At 73.7% G+C, this 23,606-nt stretch carries 18 protein-coding genes and 1 riboswitch; of the genes, 11 read left to right on the top strand and 7 right to left on the bottom strand.

Going from position 1 to position 23,606, the window contains the following annotated elements; translation table 11 throughout:
- Positions 1 to 89: 89 nt before the first annotated feature.
- Positions 90 to 2,549: an FtsK/SpoIIIE family DNA translocase gene (locus ACZ6NZ_RS17210; RefSeq protein WP_465858954.1), complete on the top strand. Its 2,460-nt coding sequence runs from the start codon at positions 90 to 92 to the stop codon at positions 2,547 to 2,549.
- A 66-nt stretch (positions 2,550 to 2,615) separates the two neighbouring features.
- Here the strand turns inward: ACZ6NZ_RS17210 and ACZ6NZ_RS17205 are convergent, their stop codons facing one another.
- Positions 2,616 to 2,861 carry a hypothetical protein gene (locus ACZ6NZ_RS17205; RefSeq protein ID WP_366608340.1) on the bottom strand — a complete coding sequence of 82 codons (246 nt, stop codon included), beginning with the start codon at positions 2,859 to 2,861 and terminating at the stop codon, positions 2,616 to 2,618.
- Positions 2,862 to 2,943: 82 nt separating this feature from the next.
- Complete coding sequence (sugE, locus tag ACZ6NZ_RS17200; RefSeq protein WP_112586602.1) at positions 2,944 to 3,258, bottom strand: quaternary ammonium compound efflux SMR transporter SugE; 315 nt, start codon at positions 3,256 to 3,258, stop codon at positions 2,944 to 2,946.
- Between the two features lie 61 nt (positions 3,259 to 3,319).
- Positions 3,320 to 3,390: riboswitch (guanidine-III (ykkC-III) riboswitch) on the bottom strand.
- Between the two features lie 92 nt (positions 3,391 to 3,482).
- On the opposite strand from sugE, the gene ACZ6NZ_RS17195 reads away from it, so the two are divergent.
- The 7 genes from ACZ6NZ_RS17195 to pspM all read left to right on the top strand — a co-directional run bounded on the left by ACZ6NZ_RS17195 (position 3,483) and on the right by pspM (position 9,951).
- Positions 3,483 to 4,406 carry an ornithine cyclodeaminase family protein gene (locus ACZ6NZ_RS17195; protein ID WP_465858953.1) on the top strand — a complete coding sequence of 308 codons (924 nt, stop codon included), beginning with the start codon at positions 3,483 to 3,485 and terminating at the stop codon, positions 4,404 to 4,406.
- Between the two features lie 79 nt (positions 4,407 to 4,485).
- Complete coding sequence (rimO, locus tag ACZ6NZ_RS17190; protein WP_366608342.1) at positions 4,486 to 5,994, top strand: 30S ribosomal protein S12 methylthiotransferase RimO; 1,509 nt, start codon at positions 4,486 to 4,488, stop codon at positions 5,992 to 5,994.
- Between the two features lie 77 nt (positions 5,995 to 6,071).
- Positions 6,072 to 6,662, top strand: a complete 591-nt coding sequence (gene pgsA, locus ACZ6NZ_RS17185) for a CDP-diacylglycerol--glycerol-3-phosphate 3-phosphatidyltransferase (protein ID WP_357195219.1) — start codon at positions 6,072 to 6,074, stop codon at positions 6,660 to 6,662.
- 243 nt (positions 6,663 to 6,905) lie between these two features.
- Positions 6,906 to 7,427 (top strand): CinA family protein, encoded by a 522-nt coding sequence (locus tag ACZ6NZ_RS17180; RefSeq protein WP_366608343.1) that lies wholly within the window; start codon positions 6,906 to 6,908, stop codon positions 7,425 to 7,427.
- A 209-nt stretch (positions 7,428 to 7,636) separates the two neighbouring features.
- Positions 7,637 to 8,071: a helix-turn-helix domain-containing protein gene (locus tag ACZ6NZ_RS17175; RefSeq protein WP_357195216.1), complete on the top strand. Its 435-nt coding sequence runs from the start codon at positions 7,637 to 7,639 to the stop codon at positions 8,069 to 8,071.
- A 199-nt stretch (positions 8,072 to 8,270) separates the two neighbouring features.
- Positions 8,271 to 9,143, top strand: coding sequence for a PspA/IM30 family protein (locus ACZ6NZ_RS17170; protein ID WP_366608344.1), 873 nt, complete (start codon positions 8,271 to 8,273; stop codon positions 9,141 to 9,143).
- Between the two features lie 22 nt (positions 9,144 to 9,165).
- Positions 9,166 to 9,951 (top strand): phage shock envelope stress response protein PspM, encoded by a 786-nt coding sequence (pspM, locus tag ACZ6NZ_RS17165; protein WP_366608345.1) that lies wholly within the window; start codon positions 9,166 to 9,168, stop codon positions 9,949 to 9,951.
- Between the two features lie 35 nt (positions 9,952 to 9,986).
- Here pspM and ACZ6NZ_RS17160 read toward each other — a convergent pair whose 3' ends face one another.
- Together ACZ6NZ_RS17160 and ACZ6NZ_RS17155 are read right to left on the bottom strand one after the other, a co-directional pair.
- Positions 9,987 to 13,598, bottom strand: coding sequence for a hypothetical protein (locus tag ACZ6NZ_RS17160; RefSeq protein ID WP_465858952.1), 3,612 nt, complete (start codon positions 13,596 to 13,598; stop codon positions 9,987 to 9,989).
- A gap of 165 nt (positions 13,599 to 13,763) precedes the next feature.
- The gene (locus tag ACZ6NZ_RS17155) at positions 13,764 to 14,573 is read right to left on the bottom strand and encodes a DNA-formamidopyrimidine glycosylase family protein (RefSeq protein WP_465858951.1); all 810 of its coding nucleotides are present in this window, start codon (positions 14,571 to 14,573) and stop codon (positions 13,764 to 13,766) included.
- Positions 14,574 to 14,682: 109 nt separating this feature from the next.
- On the opposite strand from ACZ6NZ_RS17155, the gene ACZ6NZ_RS17150 reads away from it, so the two are divergent.
- Positions 14,683 to 15,945: a hypothetical protein gene (locus tag ACZ6NZ_RS17150; RefSeq protein ID WP_465858950.1), complete on the top strand. Its 1,263-nt coding sequence runs from the start codon at positions 14,683 to 14,685 to the stop codon at positions 15,943 to 15,945.
- A gap of 33 nt (positions 15,946 to 15,978) precedes the next feature.
- On the opposite strand, the gene ACZ6NZ_RS17145 is transcribed toward ACZ6NZ_RS17150, so the two are convergent.
- Both ACZ6NZ_RS17145 and ACZ6NZ_RS17140 read right to left on the bottom strand, forming a co-directional pair.
- On the bottom strand, positions 15,979 to 16,221 hold the full coding sequence (locus tag ACZ6NZ_RS17145; RefSeq protein ID WP_238671784.1) for a CPCC family cysteine-rich protein: 243 nt from the start codon (positions 16,219 to 16,221) through the stop codon (positions 15,979 to 15,981).
- Between the two features lie 25 nt (positions 16,222 to 16,246).
- Positions 16,247 to 17,047, bottom strand: a complete 801-nt coding sequence (locus ACZ6NZ_RS17140) for an SAM hydrolase/SAM-dependent halogenase family protein (protein WP_465858949.1) — start codon at positions 17,045 to 17,047, stop codon at positions 16,247 to 16,249.
- A gap of 102 nt (positions 17,048 to 17,149) precedes the next feature.
- Between ACZ6NZ_RS17140 and ACZ6NZ_RS17135 the strand changes: the two genes are divergently transcribed.
- Entirely contained in the window at positions 17,150 to 17,704 is a 555-nt protein-coding gene (locus tag ACZ6NZ_RS17135; RefSeq protein WP_465858948.1) for a hypothetical protein, read from the top strand.
- A gap of 248 nt (positions 17,705 to 17,952) precedes the next feature.
- Here the strand turns inward: ACZ6NZ_RS17135 and ACZ6NZ_RS17130 are convergent, their stop codons facing one another.
- A complete protein-coding gene (locus ACZ6NZ_RS17130) occupies positions 17,953 to 22,665 on the bottom strand; it encodes an Lhr family helicase (RefSeq protein ID WP_465858947.1) in 4,713 nt (1,570 codons plus the stop codon).
- 178 nt (positions 22,666 to 22,843) lie between these two features.
- Here ACZ6NZ_RS17130 and ACZ6NZ_RS17125 point away from each other — a divergent pair, with 178 nt between their 5' ends.
- Positions 22,844 to 23,230: a hypothetical protein gene (locus tag ACZ6NZ_RS17125; RefSeq protein ID WP_366608352.1), complete on the top strand. Its 387-nt coding sequence runs from the start codon at positions 22,844 to 22,846 to the stop codon at positions 23,228 to 23,230.
- Positions 23,231 to 23,606 lie beyond the last annotated feature (376 nt).

Raw genomic sequence — 23,606 nt, 5'->3', positions numbered from 1 at the left:
TCACGACCGGCGGTGGGGTTCGTGTTACGACGCGCGGACACGACCCGGAAAAGCGGGGATCTGCCCGGCCCCACCGTTACCGTGACTCTATGGCGGGCCGTACCTCTCAGGCGAGCCGGCGGCGCGGCGCGTCGCCGCGCGGTGGCACCAACAGTCGTGCCCGTCAACCGGCGAAGAAGACCACCCGGGCACCGGTCCGACGTCGCACCACGCCGCCCCGGCCCGGCCCGGCGGTCTACGTCGGTCGTGCGGTGGGTGCACTGTGGATGGGGCTGGCGCACGGAATGGGCTGGGCGGTGCGTGCCGCTGGCCGGCAGGCTGCCTCGGCCCGCGACCTCGACCCGGAGCACCGCCGGGACGGCGCGGGGCTACTCATGTTCGGGCTCGCCCTGCTCAGCGCCGTGGCGCTCTGGCTGTCCGGAGCGGGGCCGGTCGGCGCGCGGCTGGCCGACACGATCCGGCTGTTCCTGGGCGCGATCTCGGTTGTCGTACCGGTGCTGCTGATGATCGGCGCGTGGCGGCTGATGCGTCAGCCGGCCGATCCGGAGCACCGCGGCCGTGGGTTGATCGGCTGGGGTTCGCTGCTGGTGTCGACCGCCGCGTTGCTCCAGATCGGTCAGGACCCGGCCGACCCGCTGGAGCGTGACTTCGCCGGCGGTCTGGTCGGTGCGGGCGTCGGCGGGCTGCTGGAGCGGGCGGTCACCGCCCGGGTGGCGGTGCCGCTGCTCGTCCTGCTGCTGCTCTTCGGCCTGCTCGTGGTGACCGCGACACCGATCAACAAGATCCCGGAGCGGTTGGGCCTGCTCGCCGGTGGGCTGGTCGCCGCGCCGGAGGCGGATGAGGAGGCGGACGAGGTGGCCGCCAAGCCGGCGCGTAAGCGACCGGCGAAGCGGATGCCCCCACCACTGGACCCGGACGACTTCGAGGACCTGGACGGCGCGGACCTCCAGGAGACCATGGTGCTGCCGCGCAAGTCTCCGGCGAAGGTGCCGGCGAGCCGCAAGCCGTCGGTGGAGCCGCCGGAGCACTCGCCCGCCCCGACCCGGGCCGAGCAGCTCGCGCTGACCGGGCTGTCCGGCGACTACACCCTGCCACCGGCCAACATGCTCAGTGCCGGGGCTGCCGCGAAGACCCGCAGCAAGGCCAACGACGAGGTGATCGCCGCGCTGACCGGCGTGTTCGACCAGTTCGACGTGGACGCCGCCGTCACCGGCTTCACCCGCGGCCCGACCGTCACGCGGTACGAGGTGGAGCTGGGGCACGGCGTCAAGGTCGAGCGGATCACCCAGCTGTCCCGCAACATCGCGTACGCGGTGAAGTCACCTGACGTACGGATCCTCAGCCCGATCCCCGGCAAGAGCGCCGTCGGCGTGGAGATCCCGAACACCGACCCGGAGAACGTGGCGCTCGGCGACGTGCTGCGCTCGCGGGCGGCGACCAGCGACCACCACCCGATGGTCGTGGCGCTCGGCAAGGACATCGAGGGCGGCTACGTGGTGGCCAACCTCGCCAAGATGCCGCACATCCTGATCGCCGGAGCCACTGGCGCGGGCAAGTCGAGCTGTCTGAACACCCTGCTGGTGTCCATCCTCACCCGGGCCACCCCGGACGAGGTGCGGCTGCTGCTGATCGACCCGAAGCGGGTCGAGATGACCGGTTACGAGGGCATCCCGCACCTGGTCACCCCGATCGTGACCAACGCGAAGAAGGCGGCCGACTCGCTGGACTGGGTGGTCCGCGAGATGGACATGCGCTACGACGACCTCGCCGCCAACGGGGTCCGGCACATCGACGACTTCAACCGCAAGGTCCGCAACGGCGAGATCAAGGCCCCGCCGGGCAGCGAACGCGAGATGCGTCCGTACCCGTACCTGTTGGTGATTGTGGACGAGTTGGCCGACCTGATGATGGTCGCCCCACGCGACGTGGAGGACTCCGTCGTCCGGATCACCCAGCTGGCCCGGGCCGCCGGCATTCACCTGGTGCTGGCCACCCAGCGCCCCTCGGTCGACGTGGTGACCGGTCTGATCAAGGCCAACGTGCCCTCCCGGCTGGCGTTCGCCACCTCCTCCCTCGCGGACTCCCGGGTCATCCTCGACCAGCCGGGCGCGGAGAAGCTGCTCGGCCGTGGTGACGGGCTCTTCCTGCCGATGGGCGCCTCCAAGCCGGTCCGCATCCAGGGCGCCTGGGTCACCGAGCGCGAGATCGCCGACGTGGTGAAGTTCTGCAAGGACCAGCGTGAGCCGGAGTTCCGCAAGGACGTGCTGGCTCCTGCGCAGGACAACAAGAAGAAGATCGACGAGGACATCGGCGACGACCTGGACCTGTTGGTACAGGCGGTGGAGCTGGTGGTCACCTCGCAGTTCGGCTCGACCTCGATGCTGCAACGCAAGCTGCGGGTCGGTTTCGCCAAGGCGGGCCGCCTGATGGACCTGATGGAGACCCGGGGTGTGGTCGGGCCGTCCGAGGGGTCGAAGGCGCGCGACGTGCTGGTCAAGCCGGACGAGCTGGACGAGGTCCTGACCGGCCTGCGCGGCGACGTGGACTGACCCACGGTCGACCCTGGACACACGACGGGCCCGCCGGATTCCGGCGGGCCCGCGACAGGAGAGTGGTCAGTTGCTGATCAGCGTGCCGATGATCACCAGGCTGATGATCGCGGCGACGAGGCTCGCCGCGGCGGCGTACCAACCCAGCGGCTTGTCGCCGAGCACCGCGCCGACGACGCCCGCGATGATGCCGAGCACGCCGAAGATGACCGGGTTGAGCAGCAGGGCCAGGACGGCGAAGACGAAGCCCACGATGGTGAGGATGCGGGCGGCGTTGCTGCGGGGACGGGCAGTGCTCGGCATGTCGGCCATGTCTTCCTCCGGGTGAGAGCCTGTCGTGACGAATCGATCACTACCCACTGTGGGTGCTCGCCACGCCTGCCGGTGAGGCACCTCAGTGGAAGATCTTGAGACCGATCACGCCGGCGACCACCAGCAGGAGGCAGAGGATCCGGGGCAGGCTCGCCGACTCGCCGAGCGCCAGCATCCCGACCAGCGCGGTGCCGACCGCGCCGATGCCGACCCAGACCGCGTAGCCGGTGCCGACGGGGATGTCGCGGAGCGCGTACGACAGCCCGGCCATGCTGAGCAGCAGGGTCACCACGAACACCACCGACGGGACCAGCCGGCTGAAGCCGGCGGAGCGGTCCAGGGCGATCGCCCAGGCCGTCTCCAACAGTCCCGAGATCACCAGTACGAGCCAGGCCATCGTTCACCTCACCGGAAGCGCCCGGGGCTGCCGCGCCGGGACGAGTCGAGTCTGCACGTCACGCGGGGCGTCTTGGCCTGACCGGGTACGCCCACCACTCGTCCGGAGCGGCCACGAGCATCTGGCCGCCGGTGCCGACGCTAGCACCGACCCCGGCGGCGGGGCGGTGACCGCCACCACGATCCGTTGACCTCTACCTGACTTCAGCTTGCAGTATCGCCATCATGACCATGCTCTACGCCGACCCCGAGGTCGCCACCGCGCTGGACGCCGCCACCACGGTCGACGCCATGCGCGCCGCCCTCCTGGCCGCGTACGAGGGACGTCTGATCGCGCCGCCGCGGGCCGCCGCACCGCTGAGCGGCGGGCGGATGGTGCTCACCGCCGGGCACCTGGTCGGCGAGTGGTACGGCTTCCGCTCCTACGACACCTTCGGTCACCCGCAGGGCGAGCAGGTGGTGGTGCTGCACGACGCCCGAACCGGGGCGGTCCGGGCGGTCGCGGTGGGCGAGGAGTTGGGCTCCCGCCGTACCGGAGGATTGGGGGGCCTCGCGGTCGACGCCCTGGCGCGTCCCGACGCCGCCACCCTCGGGGTGATCGGCTCCGGTCGGCAGGCGTGGACCCAGGTCTGGGCCGCCGCCGCGGTCCGCCCGTTGCGCGAGGTGGTGGTCCACAGCCGCTCCGTGGCTCGCCGGGAGGCCTTCGCCGCCCGGGTCCGTGTCGAACTGGGCGTGCCGGCCCGCGCGGTGACAGATCCGGGCTCGGCCGCCACCGGGCGGGACCTGGTGGTGCTGGCGACCACCAGCCCGACCCCGGTGCTCTGCGCCGCCGACCTCAGCCCCGGCACGCACGTCAACGCGGTCGGTTTCAAGCAGCGTGACCGCAGCGAGTTCGGCACCGACCTGCTGGACACCGCCGACCTGCTGGTCACCGATTCACCGGCCCAGGCGGCGGACTACCAGCCGCCGATGCTCGCGGCCACACCCCCGTACGCCGGGCGGTTGCGCGACCTGGGCGGCATCCTGGCCGGCGCGGTCCCCGGCCGGACCACCGCGGACCAGATCTCCGTCTTCTGTTGCACCGGCCTGGCCGGAACCGAGGTGTTCCTGCTCGACGCGCTGACCCGGGTTGGCGCCGAGGCGCGCTGACGCAACGACGTCCGCCTCCGTGTCGACCGTCGCCGCAGCCCGCGTGCGTGGGCTCACCCGGCCGGCCCGGTACCCTCGGATGGTGTCTGCCACCTCTCCTTCTCCCGCTGACCACGCCGACGGCCGTCGCGTCGCCCTGCTGACCCTGGGCTGTGCCCGCAACGAGGTCGACTCCGAGGAGCTGGCCGCCCGCCTGCACGCCGACGGCTGGCAGGTGACCACCGACGGCGAGGGCGCCGACGTGGTGGTCGTCAACACCTGCGGTTTCGTGGAGAAGGCCAAGCAGGACTCGATCCAGACCCTGCTTGCCGCCGCCGGGACGGGCGCCAAGGTGGTCGCGGCGGGCTGCATGGCCGAGCGGTACGGCCGTGAGTTGGCCGACAGCCTGCCCGAGGCCCAGGCGGTGCTGAGCTTCGACGACTACCCCGACATCGCCGCCCGGCTGAACGCCGTCGTCGCCGGCGAGCAGATCAGCGCGCACACCCCCCGGGACCGGCGCGAGCTGCTGCCGCTGACCCCGGTGCAGCGCCGCGACAGCGGGGTGTCGCTCCCCGGCCACGGCACGGTGACCCGCACCGTCGTCGACACCGACGAGCACACCCCGGCACACCTGCGCCAGGTGCTGCGTCGACGGCTCGACACCGGCCCGGTGGCCTCGCTGAAGCTGGCCAGCGGCTGCGACCGTCGCTGCGCGTTCTGTGCCATCCCGGCCTTCCGGGGGGCCTTCGTCTCGCGTACGCCCGACGAGCTGCTGGCCGAGGCGGAGTGGCTGGCCAAGACCGGCGTACGGGAGCTGGTGCTGGTCAGCGAGAACTCCACCTCGTACGGCAAGGACCTGGGTGACCCGCGCGCCCTGGAGAAGCTGCTGCCGCAGCTCGCCGCGGTGACCGGCATCGTCCGGGTGCGGGCCAGCTACCTCCAGCCGGCCGAGACCCGGCCCGGGCTGGTCGAGGCGATCGCCACCACCCCGGGCGTGGCACCGTACTTCGACCTGTCGTTCCAGCACTCCAGCGAGCCGGTGCTGCGCCGGATGCGGCGTTTCGGCTCCACCGACCGGTTCCTGGAGCTGCTGGCGAGTGCCCGCGCCCTGGCCCCGGAGGCCGGCGCCCGGAGCAACTTCATCGTCGGTTTCCCCGGCGAGACCCGCGGCGACGTCGACGAGCTGGTCCGGTTCCTGACCGAGGCCCGGCTCGACGCGATCGGAATGTTCGACTACAGCGACGAGGACGGCACCGAGGCGGCCGGCCTGCCCGGCAAGGTCTCCGCCGCGACGATCAAGCGGCGCTACGACCGGCTCAGCGCCCTCGCCGACGAGCTCTGCTCGCAGCGGGCCGAGGACCGGCTCGGCTCGACCGTCGAGGTGCTCGTCGACTCGATCTCCGACGGCGTGGTGGAGGGTCGGGCGGCCCACCAGGCGCCGGAGGTGGACGGTTCCACCACCCTCGTCGCCCCGGTCGAGGGCGGGGTCGACCTGGCCGCGCTGCGCCCGGGCGATCTCGTACGCGCAACGGTGACCGGCACCGAAGGGGTGGACCTGCTCGCTGTGCCGGATGAGATGATCTCGGCGGCGCCCGGCGCGGCGCGGTGACGGCGGGCCCGAGCGGAGCGGGGGACCCAGGTGGTGCGGTGCCGGGAACGCCACGGCGGCCCGAGCGGAGTGCGGCGGTGACCGGGGCGACGGAGTCGACGCCGGGCCGGGTGGTGGCCGTGGTGCCCGTCGTCAACGCGGCGAACGCGTTGACCGCCCTGCGGCTGCTGCTGGTGCCGGTCTTCGCCGCCTCGGTGATCATGTCCGGGATGACCCACGCCGGTTGGCGGATGGCGGCCTGCCTGATCTTCGCGGTGGCCTCGGCGACCGACCTGGTGGACGGCTGGATCGCCCGCCGCTTCGGGCTGGTCACCTCGGTGGGCAAGGTGGCCGACCCGATCGCCGACAAGGCGCTGACCGGCGCGGCGCTGGTGCTGCTCTCCTGGTACGACCAACTGCCCTGGTGGGTGACCGCGCTGATTCTCGTTCGCGAGCTCGGCATCACCGGGCTGCGGTTCTGGGTGATCCGGCACGGTGTCATCGCCGCCAGTCGAGGTGGCAAGGTCAAGACCGCGCTCCAGATCCTCGCCATCGCCTGGTACCTCTGGCCGATGCCGGCCGCGCTCGCCGCCGTCGGTCCCTGGATCATGGCCGCCGCCGTCCTGGTCACGGTCGCCACCGGCTTCGACTACGTGGCCCAGGCACTCCGCCTCCGCCGCCCCCGCTGACAGTCCGCGCCCCCGGCTCTCCCACCGCCCCGGCTCTCCCGCCGTTGATCATGAAGTTGTTGTCAGTCGGCGCGGCGTGTCGTGACGCTAACTTCATGATCAACGCGATGTGGGGGTGACGGTTGGGGACCTGCGGGTTGGGCACTTGTTGGTGGGGAAGGACTGGCTTCTGCGACCGGGGCGGGGGGTTGGGTGACCGAGGACGGCGCTGGGGCGGGTGGTTCCGGGGTGAGTGGTGTTGACATGAGCGCTGAGGTGACCGGTGCCGAGGTGGGTTCTGCCGAGGTGGGCAGTGCGGCGGCGGGGGTCGTGCACCGGCTGGCCGAGCGGCACGAAACCCTGGCCACCGTCGAATCGCTCACCGGTGGGTCGCTCGCCGCTTCGATCGTGAACATCGCCGGGGTCAGCGGGGTCTACCGGGGCGGCCTCATTGTCTACGCCACCGAGTTGAAGGCGACGCTGGCTGGCGTACCGGCTGATCTGTTGTCCGACCGGGGGCCGGTGGACCCGGATGTGGCGGTGGCGCTCGCCGAGGGCGGCCGGCGGCGGTGCGGCGCGGACTGGGGGCTGGCCACCACCGGGGTCGCCGGCCCGGAGCCGCAGGACGGAAAACCCGTGGGCCTGGTCTACGTCGCGGTCGCCGGACCGGACGGCAGCGAGGTCCGCCAGCTCGACCTGGGCGGCGGGCGGGACCAGGTCCGAGCGGAGGCGGTGGTGGAGGCGCTGCGGTTGCTGGCCGAGCGGCTGGCCGCCACCACCTCGTGACCGCCAGGGCCGAAACGGTCAGAGCCACCCGAGCCGACGTCGCACGGGCGGTGGCGGGCCGCCCCGACGAACCCGACGGGCGGGGCGGGATGTCGCCCGGGCCCGCAACGGGTACGGTTGCGGGAAGGCTCCGACGTTCGGGGTCGGCGCGGTCCGCCGCAGCCGGCCGCCCAGCGGCGGGCGCGAGGTATCCCTCAGGGGGAGGTGCGATGATCCTGCTACGCCGGGTGATCGGTGACGCACTGCGAGCGCGCCGGCAGGGCCAGCAGCGCACGCTGCGTGAGGTCTCCACCGCCGCCAACGTCAGCCTCGGCTACCTCTCCGAGATCGAGCGCGGGCACAAGGAACCGTCGAGCGAGCTGCTGGCCGCGATCTGTGACGCCCTCGGCGCCCGCCTCTCCGAGCTGCTGCGTGAGGTGAGCGACACCGTGGCGCTCGCCGAGCAGATGCCCGGGGTGCTCGTCTCGATGCCGGACGAGCCGGCCGAAGCCGCAGCCAAGAGCACCAGCCGGGGTGTCCGTCAGGTCACCTCCGACGGCAAGGTCGCTGTCTCGGTCCGCCAGGACTCGCCGCTCAAGGCCACCCTGCGCAGCACCCGGGTCCGCCCCACCGAGCGCGACCGGGACGTGGTCTGCGCGGCCTGAGCCGCCGATTCAGTTGACCGTGGGCGGGCTGGCCCCGGCCGCGTAGGGTTGCTCGCAGGAGCCGCCGGTGCTGTCGACCGCCCGGTACGGATGCCTCATTGGCGTTCGGCTGGGACGATGGAGACCGGCCGGTGACGGTCGGTCGGTCCAGCCGGCCCGGCTGTGGGTGGAGCGACGCTACTGAGGGGATACCGCGGAGATGGCGAACCCGTTCGTCAAGGGTTGGAACTACCTGATGGCACTCTTCGGTGCGAAGATCGACGAGCACGCCGATCCCAAGGTGCAGATCCAGCAGGCCATCGAGGATGCCCAGCGGCAGCACCAGGCGCTGGTTCAGCAGGCCGCCGCGGTGATCGGCAACCAGCGTCAGCTGGAGATGAAGCTGTCCCGGCAGATGACCGAGGTCGAGCGGTTGCAGGGCAACGCCCGCCAGGCCCTGGTCCTCTCCGACCAGGCCCGGGCCAAGGGCGACGAGGCCGAGGCGGTGCGGTTCGAGCAGTCCGCGCAGACACTGGCCAGCCAGCTCGTCTCCGCCGAGCAGGCCACCGAGGACCTGAAGACGCTGCACGACCAGGCGCTGGGCGCCGCCGCCCAGGCCCGCCGAGCGGTCGAGAACAACTCGATGATCCTCCAGCAGAAGCTCGCCGAGCGCACCAAGCTGCTCAGCCAGCTGGAGCAGGCCAAGATGCAGGAGACGGTGGCCCGCTCACTGGAGTCGATGTCGTCGCTGACCGCACCCGCGAACACCCCGTCGCTGGACGAGGTGCGCGACCGCATCGAGCGGCGGTACGCCAACGCGATGGGTCGTGCCGAACTGGCCGGCAACTCCGTCGAGGGCCGTATGTTGGAAATTCAGAAGGCCACCATCGACTCGGCCGGCTCCGCCCGGCTGGAGCAGATCCGGTCCAGCATGGCGGGGGAGCAGCTCGGCGGCACGGCCCAGCGGCCGGCCGTTCCGCAGGCCGAGAAGACCGGCCCGGCCAACGACCCGACGGCCGCCGCCCGGCTGGACGAGCTGCGCGCCAGCATGGCTCGGGAGCGGGGCACCGGCGACCCGACCGCCGCCGGCTGAACGACCGGATCAAGGGGGCACTGTGGCAGACGAACGGACCCGGTACTTCCGGAGGCTGGGTCGGCTTCGCCGGTCGGCCCGACGGTGGAGTGTGCTGGCCGGTGGGCTCGGCGGCGCGGCGGTGGTGCTGACTCCGTACGCCGGCCTTGGTCTGCCCGACGCGGCCTGGGCCGGCGCCGCGGGCAGCGCGGTGGCCCTCGCCGCCTGGCGCTGGATCGACGTGCGCGCCCTGGCCGCCCAGCCGGCGCCCCCAGCGCTCGACCCGGCCGAGGCGGCGGCCCGGTCGCGGGCCCGACTGATCGCCGCTGTCGAGCGGCTGCCGGTCGGCCCGGGTGTGCTGGCCGAGGTGCGCCGGGTCCGCTCCCGGATCGCGCTGCGCGGCACCAGCGCCGGCGAGCAGTGGGCCCGACTGGACCGGGCGGCGCTCACCCTGGCCGGAATGGCCCCCCGACTTACCGGGCTGGCCGAGCCGGCGGTGCTGGAAGCCGCCGCCGCCGACCGCTCGCTGCGGGAGCTGGCCGCTCGGGTGGCCAGTGTCGAACGCGCGCTGCGGCTGGCCCCGGCCGACGCCCGACCACCGCTGGCCGAGGCGCACGCCGCGCTGACCGCTCAACTGGAGGGCGGGGTGGCGGCGTACGAACGGCTGGTGGTCGCCGCCGCCGGCTACCTTGCCGAAGACTCCCGACCGGAGACCGCCCACCCGGCCGCCGACCGGCTCACCGAGGCGACGGACCTGCTGCACGGGGTCGCCGGGGCGCTCGCCGAGCTGCGGGCCGTCGGCACCCCGCTGCGCGCGCCCACCCGCTGACGGACGCACGCCAGGCCACGTCGGCTCCGGGCCGATCACTGTGGTGTCGTCACCAGGACGGGCCCGGTGTACGGCGAGGTGCCAACGACGTTGAACGACCGGATCCGGTAGTGGTACGCGACGCCCCGGGCCAACCCCGTGTTGGTGAAGCCGCGGCCGGTCACCGTGAAGGTGGCCGCCTCCTGCTCGAAGGCCGGGTCGAGTGCCCGCTGCACGATGAACCCGGACCCGGGGCCGCCGGGTGTGCTCGCCTCCCAGGCCAGGATCACCGTCGCGGTGTCCGGCCCCGGTGCGCTGGCGGTGGCGATCACCCCGGTGGGGGTTCCCGGCGCGGGCGGTGAGGTCACCGTGGCGACCGTCGACCACGCCGAGGCGGAGCCCAGGTAGGTGGTGCGCACCCGGTAGTAGTACGTGGTGTCCGGTGCCACTGTCGGGTCCAGGTGGTTGTCCCCGACTCCGATCGCCGTGGTGCCCGGGCCGCTGGTGAACGTCGGGTTGGTGGCCCGTTGCACGTCGATGCCGGTGGCGAACGAGCGGTTCGTCCAGCGCAGCGCCACCCGCAGCGGAGCGGCCGGCGGGAGCGTCGCGACCACACCGCTCGGCGCGGCCAGGTGCACCGAGGCGGGTACCCCGTTCGACCAGGACGAGTAGCTGACCGCGTTCTCCGCCCGGATCCGGTAGTGGTAGGTCACGCCGGGGGTGACTGTCGCGTCGGTGTAGCGGGTGGCGGCGGCCGCGACGGTGATCGTGGTGACCTCGCCGCCGAAGGTCGCGTCGGTGGCCCGTTGCAGCAGGTGACTGGTGGCGGGCGGACGCCCGCCGTTGCTGGTCCAGGCCAGCGCGATCGCGGGTAGCGCGGTGGCCGAGCCGGGCACCGGTGTGGCGGTCAGCCCGGTCGGCGCCTTCGGCGCCACCCGCAACACCAGTGGGCGACTCATCCCGCCGTCGCGGTGGCCGGCGAGCTGACTGTGCCAGCGGTACTCCCAGCCCAGGTTGACCAGTTGGTTGACCACGGTGGCCGGTCGCCCGTCGATCGGACTGATCGGCGTCGACCCGGTCCGCGCTCCGGCCGGACGACAGGGGTCGAGCAGCCGGACGCTGTCCCCCAGCTTGAACGGCAGCACCGGCGCGACCGGGCGCAGCGCCACCACCACATCCTCGCGGGGGTTGACCCGGATGATCCCCTTCCAGCCCAGCTCCGTGCCGTGCGGGAGTCGCAGCGTGCCGTCCCAGCCAACCCGGTTGATCACCTGCACGTCGCAGCCGGGAACGTGCAACGGCTCGGTCTGCCGGACGTTGCCGCTGATCCGCCAGAGCTGCGTGCCGTCGGTGGGGGAGCCCACCGGCACGGCGGGGTCGGTGGTGAAGAGCACCTCGGTGACCGGGTCGGTCGTACCGAGCGGCAACGTCGTCGGGTTCAGCGGCCCGGCGTGGGGGTGCCCGACGCCGAGCCGGCCCGCCGACCGGCCGTGGTCCGGTTCGAAGATCTGCTGCGCGGCCTTCACCGCGATCGGCAGGGTCACCGGCCCGGTGCCGGCCGTCGGCGTGAACGTCACCGTGCGGGCGTGCACCGGCACCGTCGTCTGCGCCGGGGTCCGGGTGCCGAACGCCGGGTCGTACGCCGGCTGCGGGACGATCGGCGGGCGCTGACTGGCCGCGTACGCCAGGGGCAGCCGTTCGCGCAGCCGGTTCAGGTCGTACGGCGGCTCCGGCGTACCGGCGACCCGGAACTGGAGCAGGGTGCGGGTGTTCGGGCCGTACCCCGGTTCGGTCGAAGGCGGGCCGCCCTCGGTGCTGCGATCCGGTGCGTCGGTGTGCTGGTCGTAGCGGCTGTCGAAGCCGGGCAGCGGGGCCGGAGCGTCGTTGTAGAGGATCAGCGTGCTACCCGGCGGCACGGCGGTGAAGTCGACGAGCACATCGGCCCGTTCGCCCGGGGCGAGCAGCAGGGTGTGTCCGTCGACGTTCAGCACCGTCGGGTCGAGCCGGTCGTAGCGGTAGCCGATCGGGTGGTTCGGCAGCACCACCGGCGCCGGCAGGAGACCGGCCTCGTTGCCGATCTGGATGAACTCCGGGCCGGCGGCGCGCGGATCCGGCACACCGCCGTCGCGTCCGTCGGTGGGCCACCCCGCCGGCCGGTCCGACGCCCGCGCGGCTGGCACCATCGGCACCTCACCGGCGTCGGGGTCGGCGAGCGCCCCGTCGGCCGTCCACATCGCCGCGTCGGAGCAGGCGCGGTAGAGCTGAAGGTTGAGGCTGCGGTCCAGGCAGGCGTTGAGGATCCGGAACCGGTACGCCCGCGGCCGTACCTCCAGGTACGGGTAGGCGACGCCGTTGACGAGCGGGGTGTCGCCGTACGCCTCCGGCACCGCCGACGGGTGCGGTACGCCGGGGCTCGACGGCGGCTCGTCCGGCGCGCCCACCGGATCGTGGTACGGGTTCGGCACCCAGCCGTCGGCGTGGGCGTCGGCGGAGGCGGGGTTGCGGGACCAGGGTCCGTAGTCCCACCGGCCGGTGGCGTTGCGTCCGCCGGACCGGTACGGGTTCTGCCGGGGCTGGTAGACGTGCGGGTGCCAGAGGCTTCCCCGGGCGCCCCAGCGTTCCCGGTCCCAGGTCGGGTCCTCGGCGGCGAGCTGGGTGTCGTCCGGAACGAACGTCTTGTCCTCGATCACCAGCGGCACCTGGTCGGCCGGCAGCACCGCGTCGGCGATCAGCTGGTCCTCGGCCGGGTCGGTGAGCAGGTAGAGCGCGAGCTGTCCGCCGTAGACGGTGAGCCGGGCCAGGCCGAGGGTGTTGTCGTGGAACCACAGCAGCCTCCCGCTCTGCTCGTTCGGAAAGTAGAGCGTGGTGGCCCCGGCGCCGGGCGCCGGCATGTCCGGCACGTGGGCCAGGCCGGGCCCGGTCGGGTACGGGGTGATCTCCCCGGCCGGGGTGATCCACTGCCCCGGGTTGCCCGCGCTGGTCCAGCCGGTCTGCGCCCCGGCCAGGTGCAGCACGGCCCGGTTCTGCGGGTACGGCGCCGGGCCGTCCAGTGGGCCCAGGCCGGCCCCCTCGACGGTGTCGTCGACCGGCAGGAACAGCTCGCCGGACCGGCCGGTGGGAAGCTGGTTGATGAACTTCACCCGGACCGGTCGACCCCGACGGGCGCGGATCATCGGCCCGAGGTGCCAGGGCCGCTCCGGAGGCGCCACGGTGTTGTGTCCGGCGGGGTCGGTGCCCAGGTTGAGTTGCCGGTAGCCGCGCAGCCGGGTGACCGGCAGGTCCCGGTGCAGCCGCTGGGCGTACTCCTGCAGGCCGATCTCGTAGTAGTCACAGCCCGGGTAGCTGATGGTGTCCGGGACCGCCACCGGCAGGTGGCTGCCGAGTTCGCCGTGGCCGGGCTGGCCCGGCACGGGCAGTGGGTCGACGAACTTGCGCAGCCCGGTCCCGGCCACCACCTGCCCGTCGGGGTCCCGAGTCGGGCGGGGGCTGTGGGCGAAGTTCGGCACCGGGCCGAAGTAGCGGGGCACGACGGCCGGGTCCAGGCTCGGCGTGACAACGGCCTCCTCGGCGGTACGCGGGGCCGGCACGGACGCCGCCCGGCCGTCGGCGTCGGTGTCGCGGGTGGTCCGCGCGAGGAAGGTGGAGCGGAGTCTGCGGAACATCGCCATGACTCTCCCCGGTTCGGGGCGCGAGGTCCGCCACCCCGGCGTGGGGGACCTCGGCACTCTGCTGACGGTCGGTGAGCGCTCAACCGCAGCATGCGACTCCGGCGGCCGGTTAGGAATTACCCAATCGTCCGTTTCTGCCATGGATCCCGTCTGGCGAGAGCCTGGTCAGCCGGAAGACGAGGGGCGCGGGCGTTCGGGCTGACAGACCGGGCACCAGTAGGTGACCCGTTCGCCGAGCTCCTCCTTGCGGACAGCCGTGCCGCAGCGGCGGCAGGGCTGGGCGCGGCGGCCGTACACGTAGCTGGTCTGCCCCCGGTGCAGTGAGCCGGTGCTGCTCTGCGTCCACCGGCCCCGGTTGGCGGCGAGCAGCCGCTGGGCGAGGGCCACCAGGCCCGGCAGGTCGGGCACTTTCTCGACCGGGGTCCACGGTGACACGCCCCGCAGGAACAGCACCTCGCACTTGTAGAGGTTGCCCACGCCGGCCAGGTTGCGCTGGTCGAGCAGCGCCTCGCCGATGGTCTGCTCCGGGTGGTCGGCGAGCCGACGGACCGCCTCGGCCGGGTCCCAGTCGGCGCCGAGCAGGTCGGGGCCGAGGTGGCCGACCAGGTCGTCCTCGTCGACGGTCGGCACCAGGGTCAGGTCGTGCAGGTGGTAGCCGACCGCGACGGCGCCGGGGCTGCGCAGCACCACCCGGATCAGGTGCGCGGGCCGCCCGCTCCAGCGTTCCCCCGGGGCGTACGCCCGCCAGGCGCCGTCCATCCGCAGGTGGGAGTGCAGGGTCCAGTGCTCCCCGGTCGGGGTGTCGAGCCGCAGCAGCAGGTGCTTGCCCCGGCTGGCCGACTCGCGGACGGTCCAGTCGGTGAGGTCCGTGGTCGCCAGCTGCGGCACCCGGAAGTCACTGCCGGTGATCCGCGCGCCGGCCAGCGCACGCTGCAGTACGCGCGCGGTGTTCCAGACGGTGTCGCCTTCGGGCACCCTGCCATCCTCCCTCTTTCGAGCAAGATTCGCATGTGTCGCTATTTGTACTCAGGTTCCTCATGATCTCCCGACATGCGAAGGTCAGGAGGTTCTGAGGAGAATGCCCATGACGCGACCCTCTTGTCGTATCCCATCCGTCGCCCTCATCGCCACCCTCGCACTCCTGCTCACCGCAGCGCTCCTGCCCGCCGGCGGTTCTGCCCCGGCCGCACCCGGCGGCGCTCCGATCGCTCTCGTCGCCGCCGCGCCCGGCGACGAGCGGTGGAGCGCCGACCTCACCATCGTCGACCGCGACGATGTCAACGTCCGGCGTACCACCGCGGGCCTCCGCCTGCGGGAGGCCCGGTCCAACGAGCGCGGCGCCCGCAGCCCGCACAGCGCGGTCGCCGAGGGGATGCTGCTGACGGCTCCCCGCACCCTCGCCCGGCCGGCCACCCGGGTCCGCGCCGAGGTCGACGCCGCGATTCCGGCCGGGGCGACAGTGGAGGCGCAGGTCCGCGGCTGGCGGGCCGCCGGCTGGACGGAGTGGCGGGCGGCCAGCACCGGCGCGGTCTTCGACCGGCCGGTCAGCAGGGTGCAGACCCGGGTGGTGCTCACCGCCCCCGACGGCGGCGCCACGGCGACGGTACGGGGCGTGCGGCTCACCGCCGACGCGAACGCCGCCGTCTCCGCCGCCACGCCCGGCCGCACCTACCGGGTGTACGCCACCCGCATCGGCCTGGTCGGTGAGCTGACCGCCAACGGCCGTACCGTGCAACCCCGGGACCACTTCGCGGCGCTGCCGTCGCGCAGGGGGCTCTCCCCGTTGAACACCGGCGACTACACCGTGCGGGTCTGCACCACCAGCGGCTCCCGCTGCGAGTACGCCCCGGTCTGGGACGTCGGGCCGTGGAACACCCGCGACGACTACTGGAACCCCTCGTCGGTCCGGGAGAACTGGAAGAACCTGCCGCAGGGCCGGCCCGAGGCGCAGGCCGCCTACCAGTCCGGCTACAACGGCGGACGCGACCAGTTCGGGCGGACCGTGCTCAACCCGGCCGGCATCGACCTGGCCGACGGGACGTTCTGGGACGGGCTGCGGCTGACCACGAACTCCTGGGTGGACGTCGCCTACCTGTGGACCGGAACGGGGCCGCGTGGTGTGGTCGGGGACGGGCCGCTCAACATCCGCACCGGGGCCAGCACGTCGTACGCGACGCGAGGCCTCGCCGCCCGGCTGGCCCACGTGCCGATCCAGTGCTACGTCACCGGTCAGTCGGTCGCCGGCCCCTACCGGACCACCACCCGCTGGAACCGTCTGGCCAGTGGCCAGTACGTCAGCCACGCGTACATCTCCAACGTGTACGGCGGCAGCGTGCCGGTCTGCTGAGCCACGCTCACCCCGTCGGGCGCCCCGTCGATGTCAGGGGCGCTCGTCGGGGCGAGCCGTGCGCACCATGTCCTGGTAGCGCGGGTGGCTGGCACCGTAGACGGCGTAGTTGAGGCGGGCGTGCGTCAGGCTCAGGTCGCCGTTGGGGCCACCCCGGACGGCGTCGGCGTCGGCGTCGGTCTGGCCGTCGTCCGTCCAGAAACAGACGGGGCAGGTCCCCCCGCCGGTTCGGGATGCACAGCAGGGACAGCCCACAGGAACCACATGCTCACCCACCGGAGAAGCATTCCACAGTCGAACATCAGCCCGATACCCGCAGGAGGTCCCCCGGGGAGGCGGCGAGGAGGTCCGCGGCCCGCCCGCCGTTGACCGCGACCGCTACCAGACCGGCCGAGTCGACGTAAGCCACCAGGCCACCGGCCGGGGCGTCGCCGAAGGTGCGCCCGTGCACGGCCGCGAGGGCCGGCGTCGGTCCCGGCGGACCCACCCGGATCGTGGCCGGCAGCCGATCGAGCATCTCGGCCGGCGCGGCAAGTTGGACGTTGCCGAAGTGGTCCACCGTCAGCACCTCGGCGGTGAAGCCCTCGGCGTCGCTGGACACCGTCGGCGTCGGCAGTCGCACCAGCCCGGCGGGGTCGACAGGTGGGCCCGCCTCGGCCAGCGGCGCGCCGAGCGCCAGCCGCGCCGCCGCCGGTGCGAAGACGTCCCGGCCGTGGAACGTGGCGGACACCTGGGCGGCCAGCCAGCGCGGCGCGGTCAGCTCGACCGCGTCGGTCACCCCGCCGAGCGCGGTGGCCGCGTCCAGCAGCAACCCGTTGTCCGGACCGACCAGCAGTCCGCCCGGGGTGGCCAGCGCGACGCCCCGCCGGGCGGTGCCCACACCCGGATCGACCACCGCGACGTGCACTCCCACCGGCAGGTGCGGCACGGTCTGCGCCAGTACGGCAGCACCGCGTCGGACATCCGCCGGCGGCACCAGGTGGGTCACGTCGATCACCCGGGCGGCCGGCGCGATCCGGGCGATGACCCCGTGACAGGCGGCCACGAAGCCGTCGGTGAGGCCGTAGTCGGTGGTGAGCGAGATCCAGGGCACGGCGGACATGCCCGCAGGCTAGTGGAACCCGCGCTGTGCTGGCGGATACGGGACAGCGCAGTGGCCGACCGGCCCCTCCCGCCGCGCGACGACGTTGGGCAGACTGCCCTGGTGACAACTCGGAACCTCCCCGCAGTCGGAATCCTGCTGGTCGCCGTCGCCCTCAGCGCCGGTTGTGGCAGTGACGACGACGGCAGCCCGGCCGCGACCCCGACCGTCTCGTCCGAGGCGGCCCCGACCGGCCCGCCCACGCCCCAGGCCGCACCCAGTGCCGACGACGCGACTGCGCCGCCCGCCGCACAGGGCACGACGCAGCGACGGCCGGCCAGCCCGCCGCCGGTGGTACTGCCCAAGCGCCCGGCCAGTGCGCCCGGCGCGAAGCAGGTCGTCGACGCCTTCCGGGCCGCCGGCCTGAAGGTGCCGCACCCAAAGGACCGCTCGGTCGACTGTGGGCCTGACGGCCTCGGCCTGGGCTGTTCCGAACTGATCGCCACCGACGCCGTAACCGTCTACGTCTTCCCGGACGAGACCAGCGCCAGTGACATCGCGGAGACGTGGGGTGGCCAGTCGTACCGGCGCGGCGCGGTGGTGCTGAACTACCTGGAGGCGAAGACCCCGGCCGCCGACCGCCCCGGCTACGAGAAGGCCCTCGACAGGCTGGGCTGAGCCACCGGCGGGGCCGGAGCGTGTTGTTCTGTTGACTCTGATGTCTGTGAGTCATCACGATGACTCACAGACATCAGGCTCTGCGCGACATTGCCCTCGGCGGCTCCTTGGCCGGCCGGTTGCCCATCGGGCGTCGCTCGGCGGACGTTCGTCCGTGTGGTGCCGAGGGGCGGCCGCGCAGGCCCGGCCCACCGGGGTGGTCCGAGGAGTCGCTGCCCGCCGCGCCGCCGGCGGACGGAAGTGGTGGGTCAGCCGCGCAGGCGCAGGCCGCGGGGGGTGGCCCGGAAGCCGGCGGCGGTCAACGCGTCCCGCAGCGGCGACGAGTGCACCGCCTCGCCGTCGGCCCGCTCCACCGACATCGCGCCCAACGCCCCCGAGTGGACGGCGTCGGCGAGCGCCTTGCCGGCCGCGGCGAGCGCGTCGGTGTCGTCGGTGAAGGAGAGCAGCGTCCGGCCGCCGCGTTCGACGTAGAGGACGAGGTCACCGCCGACCTGCACCACCAGGGCGCCCGCCTTGCGCCCGGCCCGGTGCCCGGTCGCCGGGGTGGCGCCGTCGCCGGAGTCGATCACCCGCTCCGGCCAGGGCAGCGCCGCACCGTACGGATTGGCCGGGTCGGTAGCGGCGAGCACCGTCGCCACCGCGCCCCGACCCCGGGCGCCGTCGGTCGGCTCGGCCAGCGCGCGCAGCCGGTCCACAGCACCGGGTACGGCGAACTGCGCCGCCCCGAGCCCTTCGACGAAGTAACCCCGGCGTGCCGCACCGCGCTCCTCCAACGCCGACAGCACCGGGTAGACCGCCGAGAAGCCGCCGACCACCTGCTCTGCCATCACCGCGCCCCGGGTGACCACCCCGTGCCGCTCCAGCAGCAGGTCGGCGAGCGCGGCTGCCCGCCGGGTCGGGTCGAGGTCCCGATCCGGAAGACGCGACCAGCGACCGGCGACCGTCGGCGGGCCACCCCGGGTCGGCAACGCCACCCGACCGGGCCGCCGGTAACGGGTGCGGGGCGCGGACGGCCGGGAGCGGTGCGCGCCGCCGGCGCCGAGCACCGCGCGCAGCGGGGCCAGGGTGTCGTTGCTGAGATGCCCCGCCCAGACCAGGTCCCAGATCACCGCGGTCAACGCGGCGTCATCGGTCGACCCGACCCGGTCGGCCAGCGGGCGGAAGAAGAGCGCCTGACCGTCGCCGAGCGCGTCGAGCACCGCGTCGTGCAGCGGAGTACGGGTCAACGCCTCGTCGGGCGGCGGGAGCAGCAGCGGTGCGGCGTCCGCGTACGCCAGGGTGACCCAGCCGTCGCCCCCGGAGATCGCGCCCGACCCCGCCCAGAGCACCTCCCCGCTGGCGCACAGCTCGTCCAACTGGGCGGGGGAGTAGTCAGCGACCCGGGCGGGCAGCACCAACCGCTCCAGCGCTGACGCCGGCACCGCGGTGCCCTGCAACTGCTCCACGGTGGCGGCCAGCGCCTCCACACCTCGAGCGGACGAGCCCACCTGCTGCCAGCGCGGCAGGAACGTGGCGAGGGCCCGGGGCGGCACCGGCTCGATCTCCCGGCGCAGCGCCGCCAGCGAGCGGCGACGCAGCATTCGCAGCACCTCGGCGTCGCACCACTGGGCGCCGGCCGAATCCGGGGTGAACTCCCCGGAGACCACCCGCCCGGTGGCTCCGAGCCGACGCAGCGCCTGCTCGACGACGAACACTCCGAGCCCGAACCGGGCCGCGCAGCTGGCCGCGGCGAACGGCCCGTGGGTGCGGGCGTAGCGGGCCACCAGGTCACCGAGCGGATCGGCCACCGGGGCCAGGTACGCCTCGGCCACCCCCATCGGCAGCGCCACACCGAGGGCGTCGCGCAGGCGGGCGGCGTCCTCGACACCCACCCAACGCTGCTCGCCCGCGATCCGGACCCGCAGCACCCGGCGGGTGGCCTCCAGCTCACTGAGCCACGTCTCCGGCACACCCCGCTCGGTCAACTCGGCGTCGCTCAGGTCACCGAGCACCCGCAGCAGCTCGACGACGTCCTCGGCGTCGCGGGGGCGGCGCTGCTCGGTCAGCCACCGCAGTTGCCGGTCGGTCTCGGCGAGCACCGCCGGGTCGAGCAACTCCCGCAGGTCGACGCGGCCGAGCAGTTCGCCGAGGAGCGTGGAGTCGAGGGCGAGGGCAGCGGCGCGGCGCTCGGCCAGCGGGGCGTCACCCTCGTAGAGGAACGCGCCGACGTAGCCGAAGAGCAGCGACCGCGCGAACGGCGACGGCGCGCTGGTCTCCACCTCGACCAGCCGCACCTTGCGGGTGGCCAGATCGCGCATCAACCCGGCCAGCGCCGGCTGGTCGAAGACGTCCTGGAGGCACTCCCGGGCAGCCTCCAGGGTGACCGGGAAGTCCGCGTACTCGCGGGCGACGTCGAGCAGTTGCGCGGCCCGCTGCCGTTGCTGCCAGAGCGGCTGGCGGCGCCGCGGGTCGCGGCGCGGCAGCAGCAGGGACCGGGCGGCGCACTCCCGGAAACGGGCGGCGAACAGGGCGGAGGTGCCGACCGACTCCTCCACGAGTTGGGCGATCTCGTCGGGCTCGAAGACCACCACGTCGGCACCGGGCGGCTCGTCGGCGGTGTCCGGAAGGCGCACCACGATGCCGTCGTCGGAGGGCATCACCTGGGCGTCGACCCCGTACCGCTCGGCCAGCCGGCGGCCCACCGCGAGGGCCCAGGGTCCGTTGACCCGGGCGCCGAGCACGCTGTGCACCGCCAGCCGCCAGTCACCCAGCTCGTCGCGGAACCGCTCGACCACCACCGTGCGGTCGTCCGGCAGCGAGCGGGTGGCCTCCCGCTGCTCGCGCAGGTAGGCCATCAGGTTGGCGGCGGCCCAGTCGTCCAGCCCGCCGTCGCGCAGCGCGGCCACTGCCGCCTCGTCCGTCTGCCGCAGCAGGGTGCGCACCCGGGCGCCGATCGCCCGGCCCAGCTCCACCGGCCGGCCCAACTGGTCGCCCTTCCAGAACGGCATGCGGGCGGCCTGCCCCGGGGCGGGCGAGACCAGCACCCGGTCCGGGGTGATCTCCTCGATCCGCCAGGAGGACGAGCCGAGCAGGAAGACGTCGCCGACCCGGGACTCGTAGACCATCTCCTCGTCCAGCTCGCCGACCCGGGCGGCCCGCTCGGCGCCGGCCAGGAAGACCCCGAACAGACCCCGGTCGGGAATGGTCCCGCCGCTGGTCACCGCGAGGCGTTGCGCGCCCTGACGGCCGGTGAGCAGGTCGGTGGCCCGGTCCCAGACGAGCCGGGGGCGCAGCTCGGCGAACGCCGTGGACGGGTAGCGGCCGGAGAGCATGTCGAGCACGGCGTGCAGCGCCGAGTCGGGCAGCTCGGCGAAGGGCGCGGCCCGGCGCACCAGCACGGCCAGGTCGCCCAGCGCCCACGGCTCCAGCGCCACCATCGCCACGATCTGCTGGGCCAGCACGTCCAACGGGTTGCGCGGGTAGTGCAGCTCCTCGATCGCGCCGACGGTCATCCGCTCGGCGACCACCGCGCAGGAGAGCAGGTCGCCGCGGTGCTTGGGGAAGACCACCCCCCGTGAGACCGCGCCCACCTGATGCCCGGCCCGGCCGACCCGTTGCAGCCCGGCGGCCACGCTCGGCGGCGCCTCGATCTGCACCACCAGGTCGACAGCGCCCATGTCGATGCCGAGCTCCAGGCTGGAGGTGGCCACCACCGCCGGGAGCTGGCCGGACTTGAGCGCTTCCTCGATGTGTTTGCGCTCCTCCCGGGAGACGCTGCCGTGGTGGGCACGGGCGATCACGGGCGCCGCGCCGGTCGCCGCGCCGGTCGCCGCGCCGGACTGGGCCATCACCTCGGCCGGCGGCCGGTTGCGCGACGTGGGTGACTGGCTGCTGGCCGTTCGCACCGGACCGGCGGGGCCACCCCAGCGCTGAGCGCCGGAGGCCGGGTCACCGTCGCTCGCCGGGTCGTCGCCGGCCGGCAACCCCTCCGGTACGCCGATCGCGCCCTCGCCCGACGCGGATGCGGCCACCGCCTCGGCGGCCAGCTCGTTGAGCCGGGCGCAGAGGCGCTCGGCACTGCGCCGGGAGTTGGTGAAGACGATGGTCGAGCGGTGCTGCCCGATGAGGGTGAAGACCCGTTCCTCCACGGCCGGCCAGATCGACGCCCGACGTGGCCCGGGGCCGCCGAGGTCGTCCTCCGGTGGCTGCTCCTGCTCGTCCAGGCGGGTCATGTCCTCCACCGGGACCTCGACGCTGACCTCGATGGTCTTCGGAGTGGCCGGCTGCACCACGTCGACCGGACGGGCGCCGCCGAGGAACTGCGCACAGGCGTCGATCGGTCGGACGGTGGCCGAGAGGCCGATGCGCTGCGCCGGGGCGGGCAGCAGCTCGTCGAGGCGTTCGAGGGAGAGGGCGAGGTGGGCGCCGCGTTTGCTGCCGGCCACCGCGTGCACCTCGTCGACGATCACCGTCTGGACGCCGCGCAGCGAGTCGCGAGCCGCGGAGGTGAGCAGCAGGAACAGCGACTCGGGCGTGGTGATGAGGATGTCCGGCGGGGTGCGGGCGAAGGCGCGTCGCTCGTCGGCGGGCGTGTCGCCGGTGCGCATGCCGACGGTGATGTCGGGCGGTGCGACGCCCAACCGGGTGGCCGCCTGCCGGATGCCGGCCAGCGGGGCGCGCAGGTTGCGCTCCACGTCGACGGCGAGAGCCTTGAGTGGGCTGACGTAGAGCACGCGGCACCGCTGGCGGGCCTCGGCCGGCGCCGGTTCGCTGGCGAGTCGGTCCAGTGACCAGAGGAAGGCCGCGAGCGTCTTGCCCGAGCCGGTGGGTGCCACGACGAGCGCGTTGCGGCCGGCGGCGACCGACCGCCAGGCGCCGGTCTGCGCGGCGGTCGGGGCGGCGAAGGCGTTGTCGAACCAGGCGCGGGTGGCCGGGCCGAATCCGGCCAGCACCGCGCCGGCGTCTGCGTCTGCCGCGGTCACCGGTCCATCGTGCCCCGCGGGTCCGACATCCACGAGCGACCTCACGACGGAATGAACCAGCAAAAGACAAAAAGCGTGGAAGGTGCGCTTAATACGTTAAGTCTCACTTAACTGCTTGCTTCTAAGGAGCAACATAAAGTAACTTCACTCGCAACGCGAACCGGGGTGAGGGGATTTGATGGCCGGCGAGCAGCGCACCGTCGAACCGGGCACCGACGTGCTGATTCGCAAGGTCGACAGCCACCTCGCCGCGCTCCGTGCCGGCCTGCACGGCCCCGAGCTCGAGCTCGCCGAACGACTCGCCCACTGTCTACGCGAAATGGTTCTCTGCACCGCCCAGGCCAGCGCCGCCGACCGGGGTCAGGTCCGCGTGGCAGTGCACTACTTCGTGCTGCGCCGCGAGAGCCGTGGCCGCCTGCTGTCGGTGCGGTCGCTGACCGCCGCCGAGCGGGTGGTCGGCCGGGTCGCCCGCCAACTCGGCCGCCTCGACCTGCTGGCCGAGCTGCGCCGAGACCGTCCCGCACCCGACGACGCGCAGCCCCTCAACAACGCCCTCCTGACCTGACAACCCCGCCCCACCCCCGTCAATCAACAAATCCCCGCCCCCACCCACCCACCCCGCGCTCGCCCCCACCCACCCCACCCCGCGCTCGCCCCCACCCACCCCACCCCGCGCTCGCCCCCACCCACCCCACCCCGCGCTCGCCCGCCCCGCACCAGCACCGCGCCCCGCCCGCGTCTTGCATTCGCGCCCCGCACCTTGCGCCCGCGCCCCCTCGCCCCGCCTGCGCCTCGCCCGCCCGCGCCGCACCCGCACCGCGCCGCACCCGCACCGCCCGCGTCTTGCACTCGCGCCCCCGCCTGCCCGCGCCCCGCACTTTGCGCCCGCGCACCCTCGCCCGTCTGCGCCTGCGCCTCGCCCGCCCGCGCCTTGCGCTCGC

Source organism: Micromonospora sp. NPDC047756, assembly GCF_055587245.1.
Note: the sequence above shows the minus strand (reverse complement) of the source record. Positions and strands in the feature narration are given on the sequence as shown.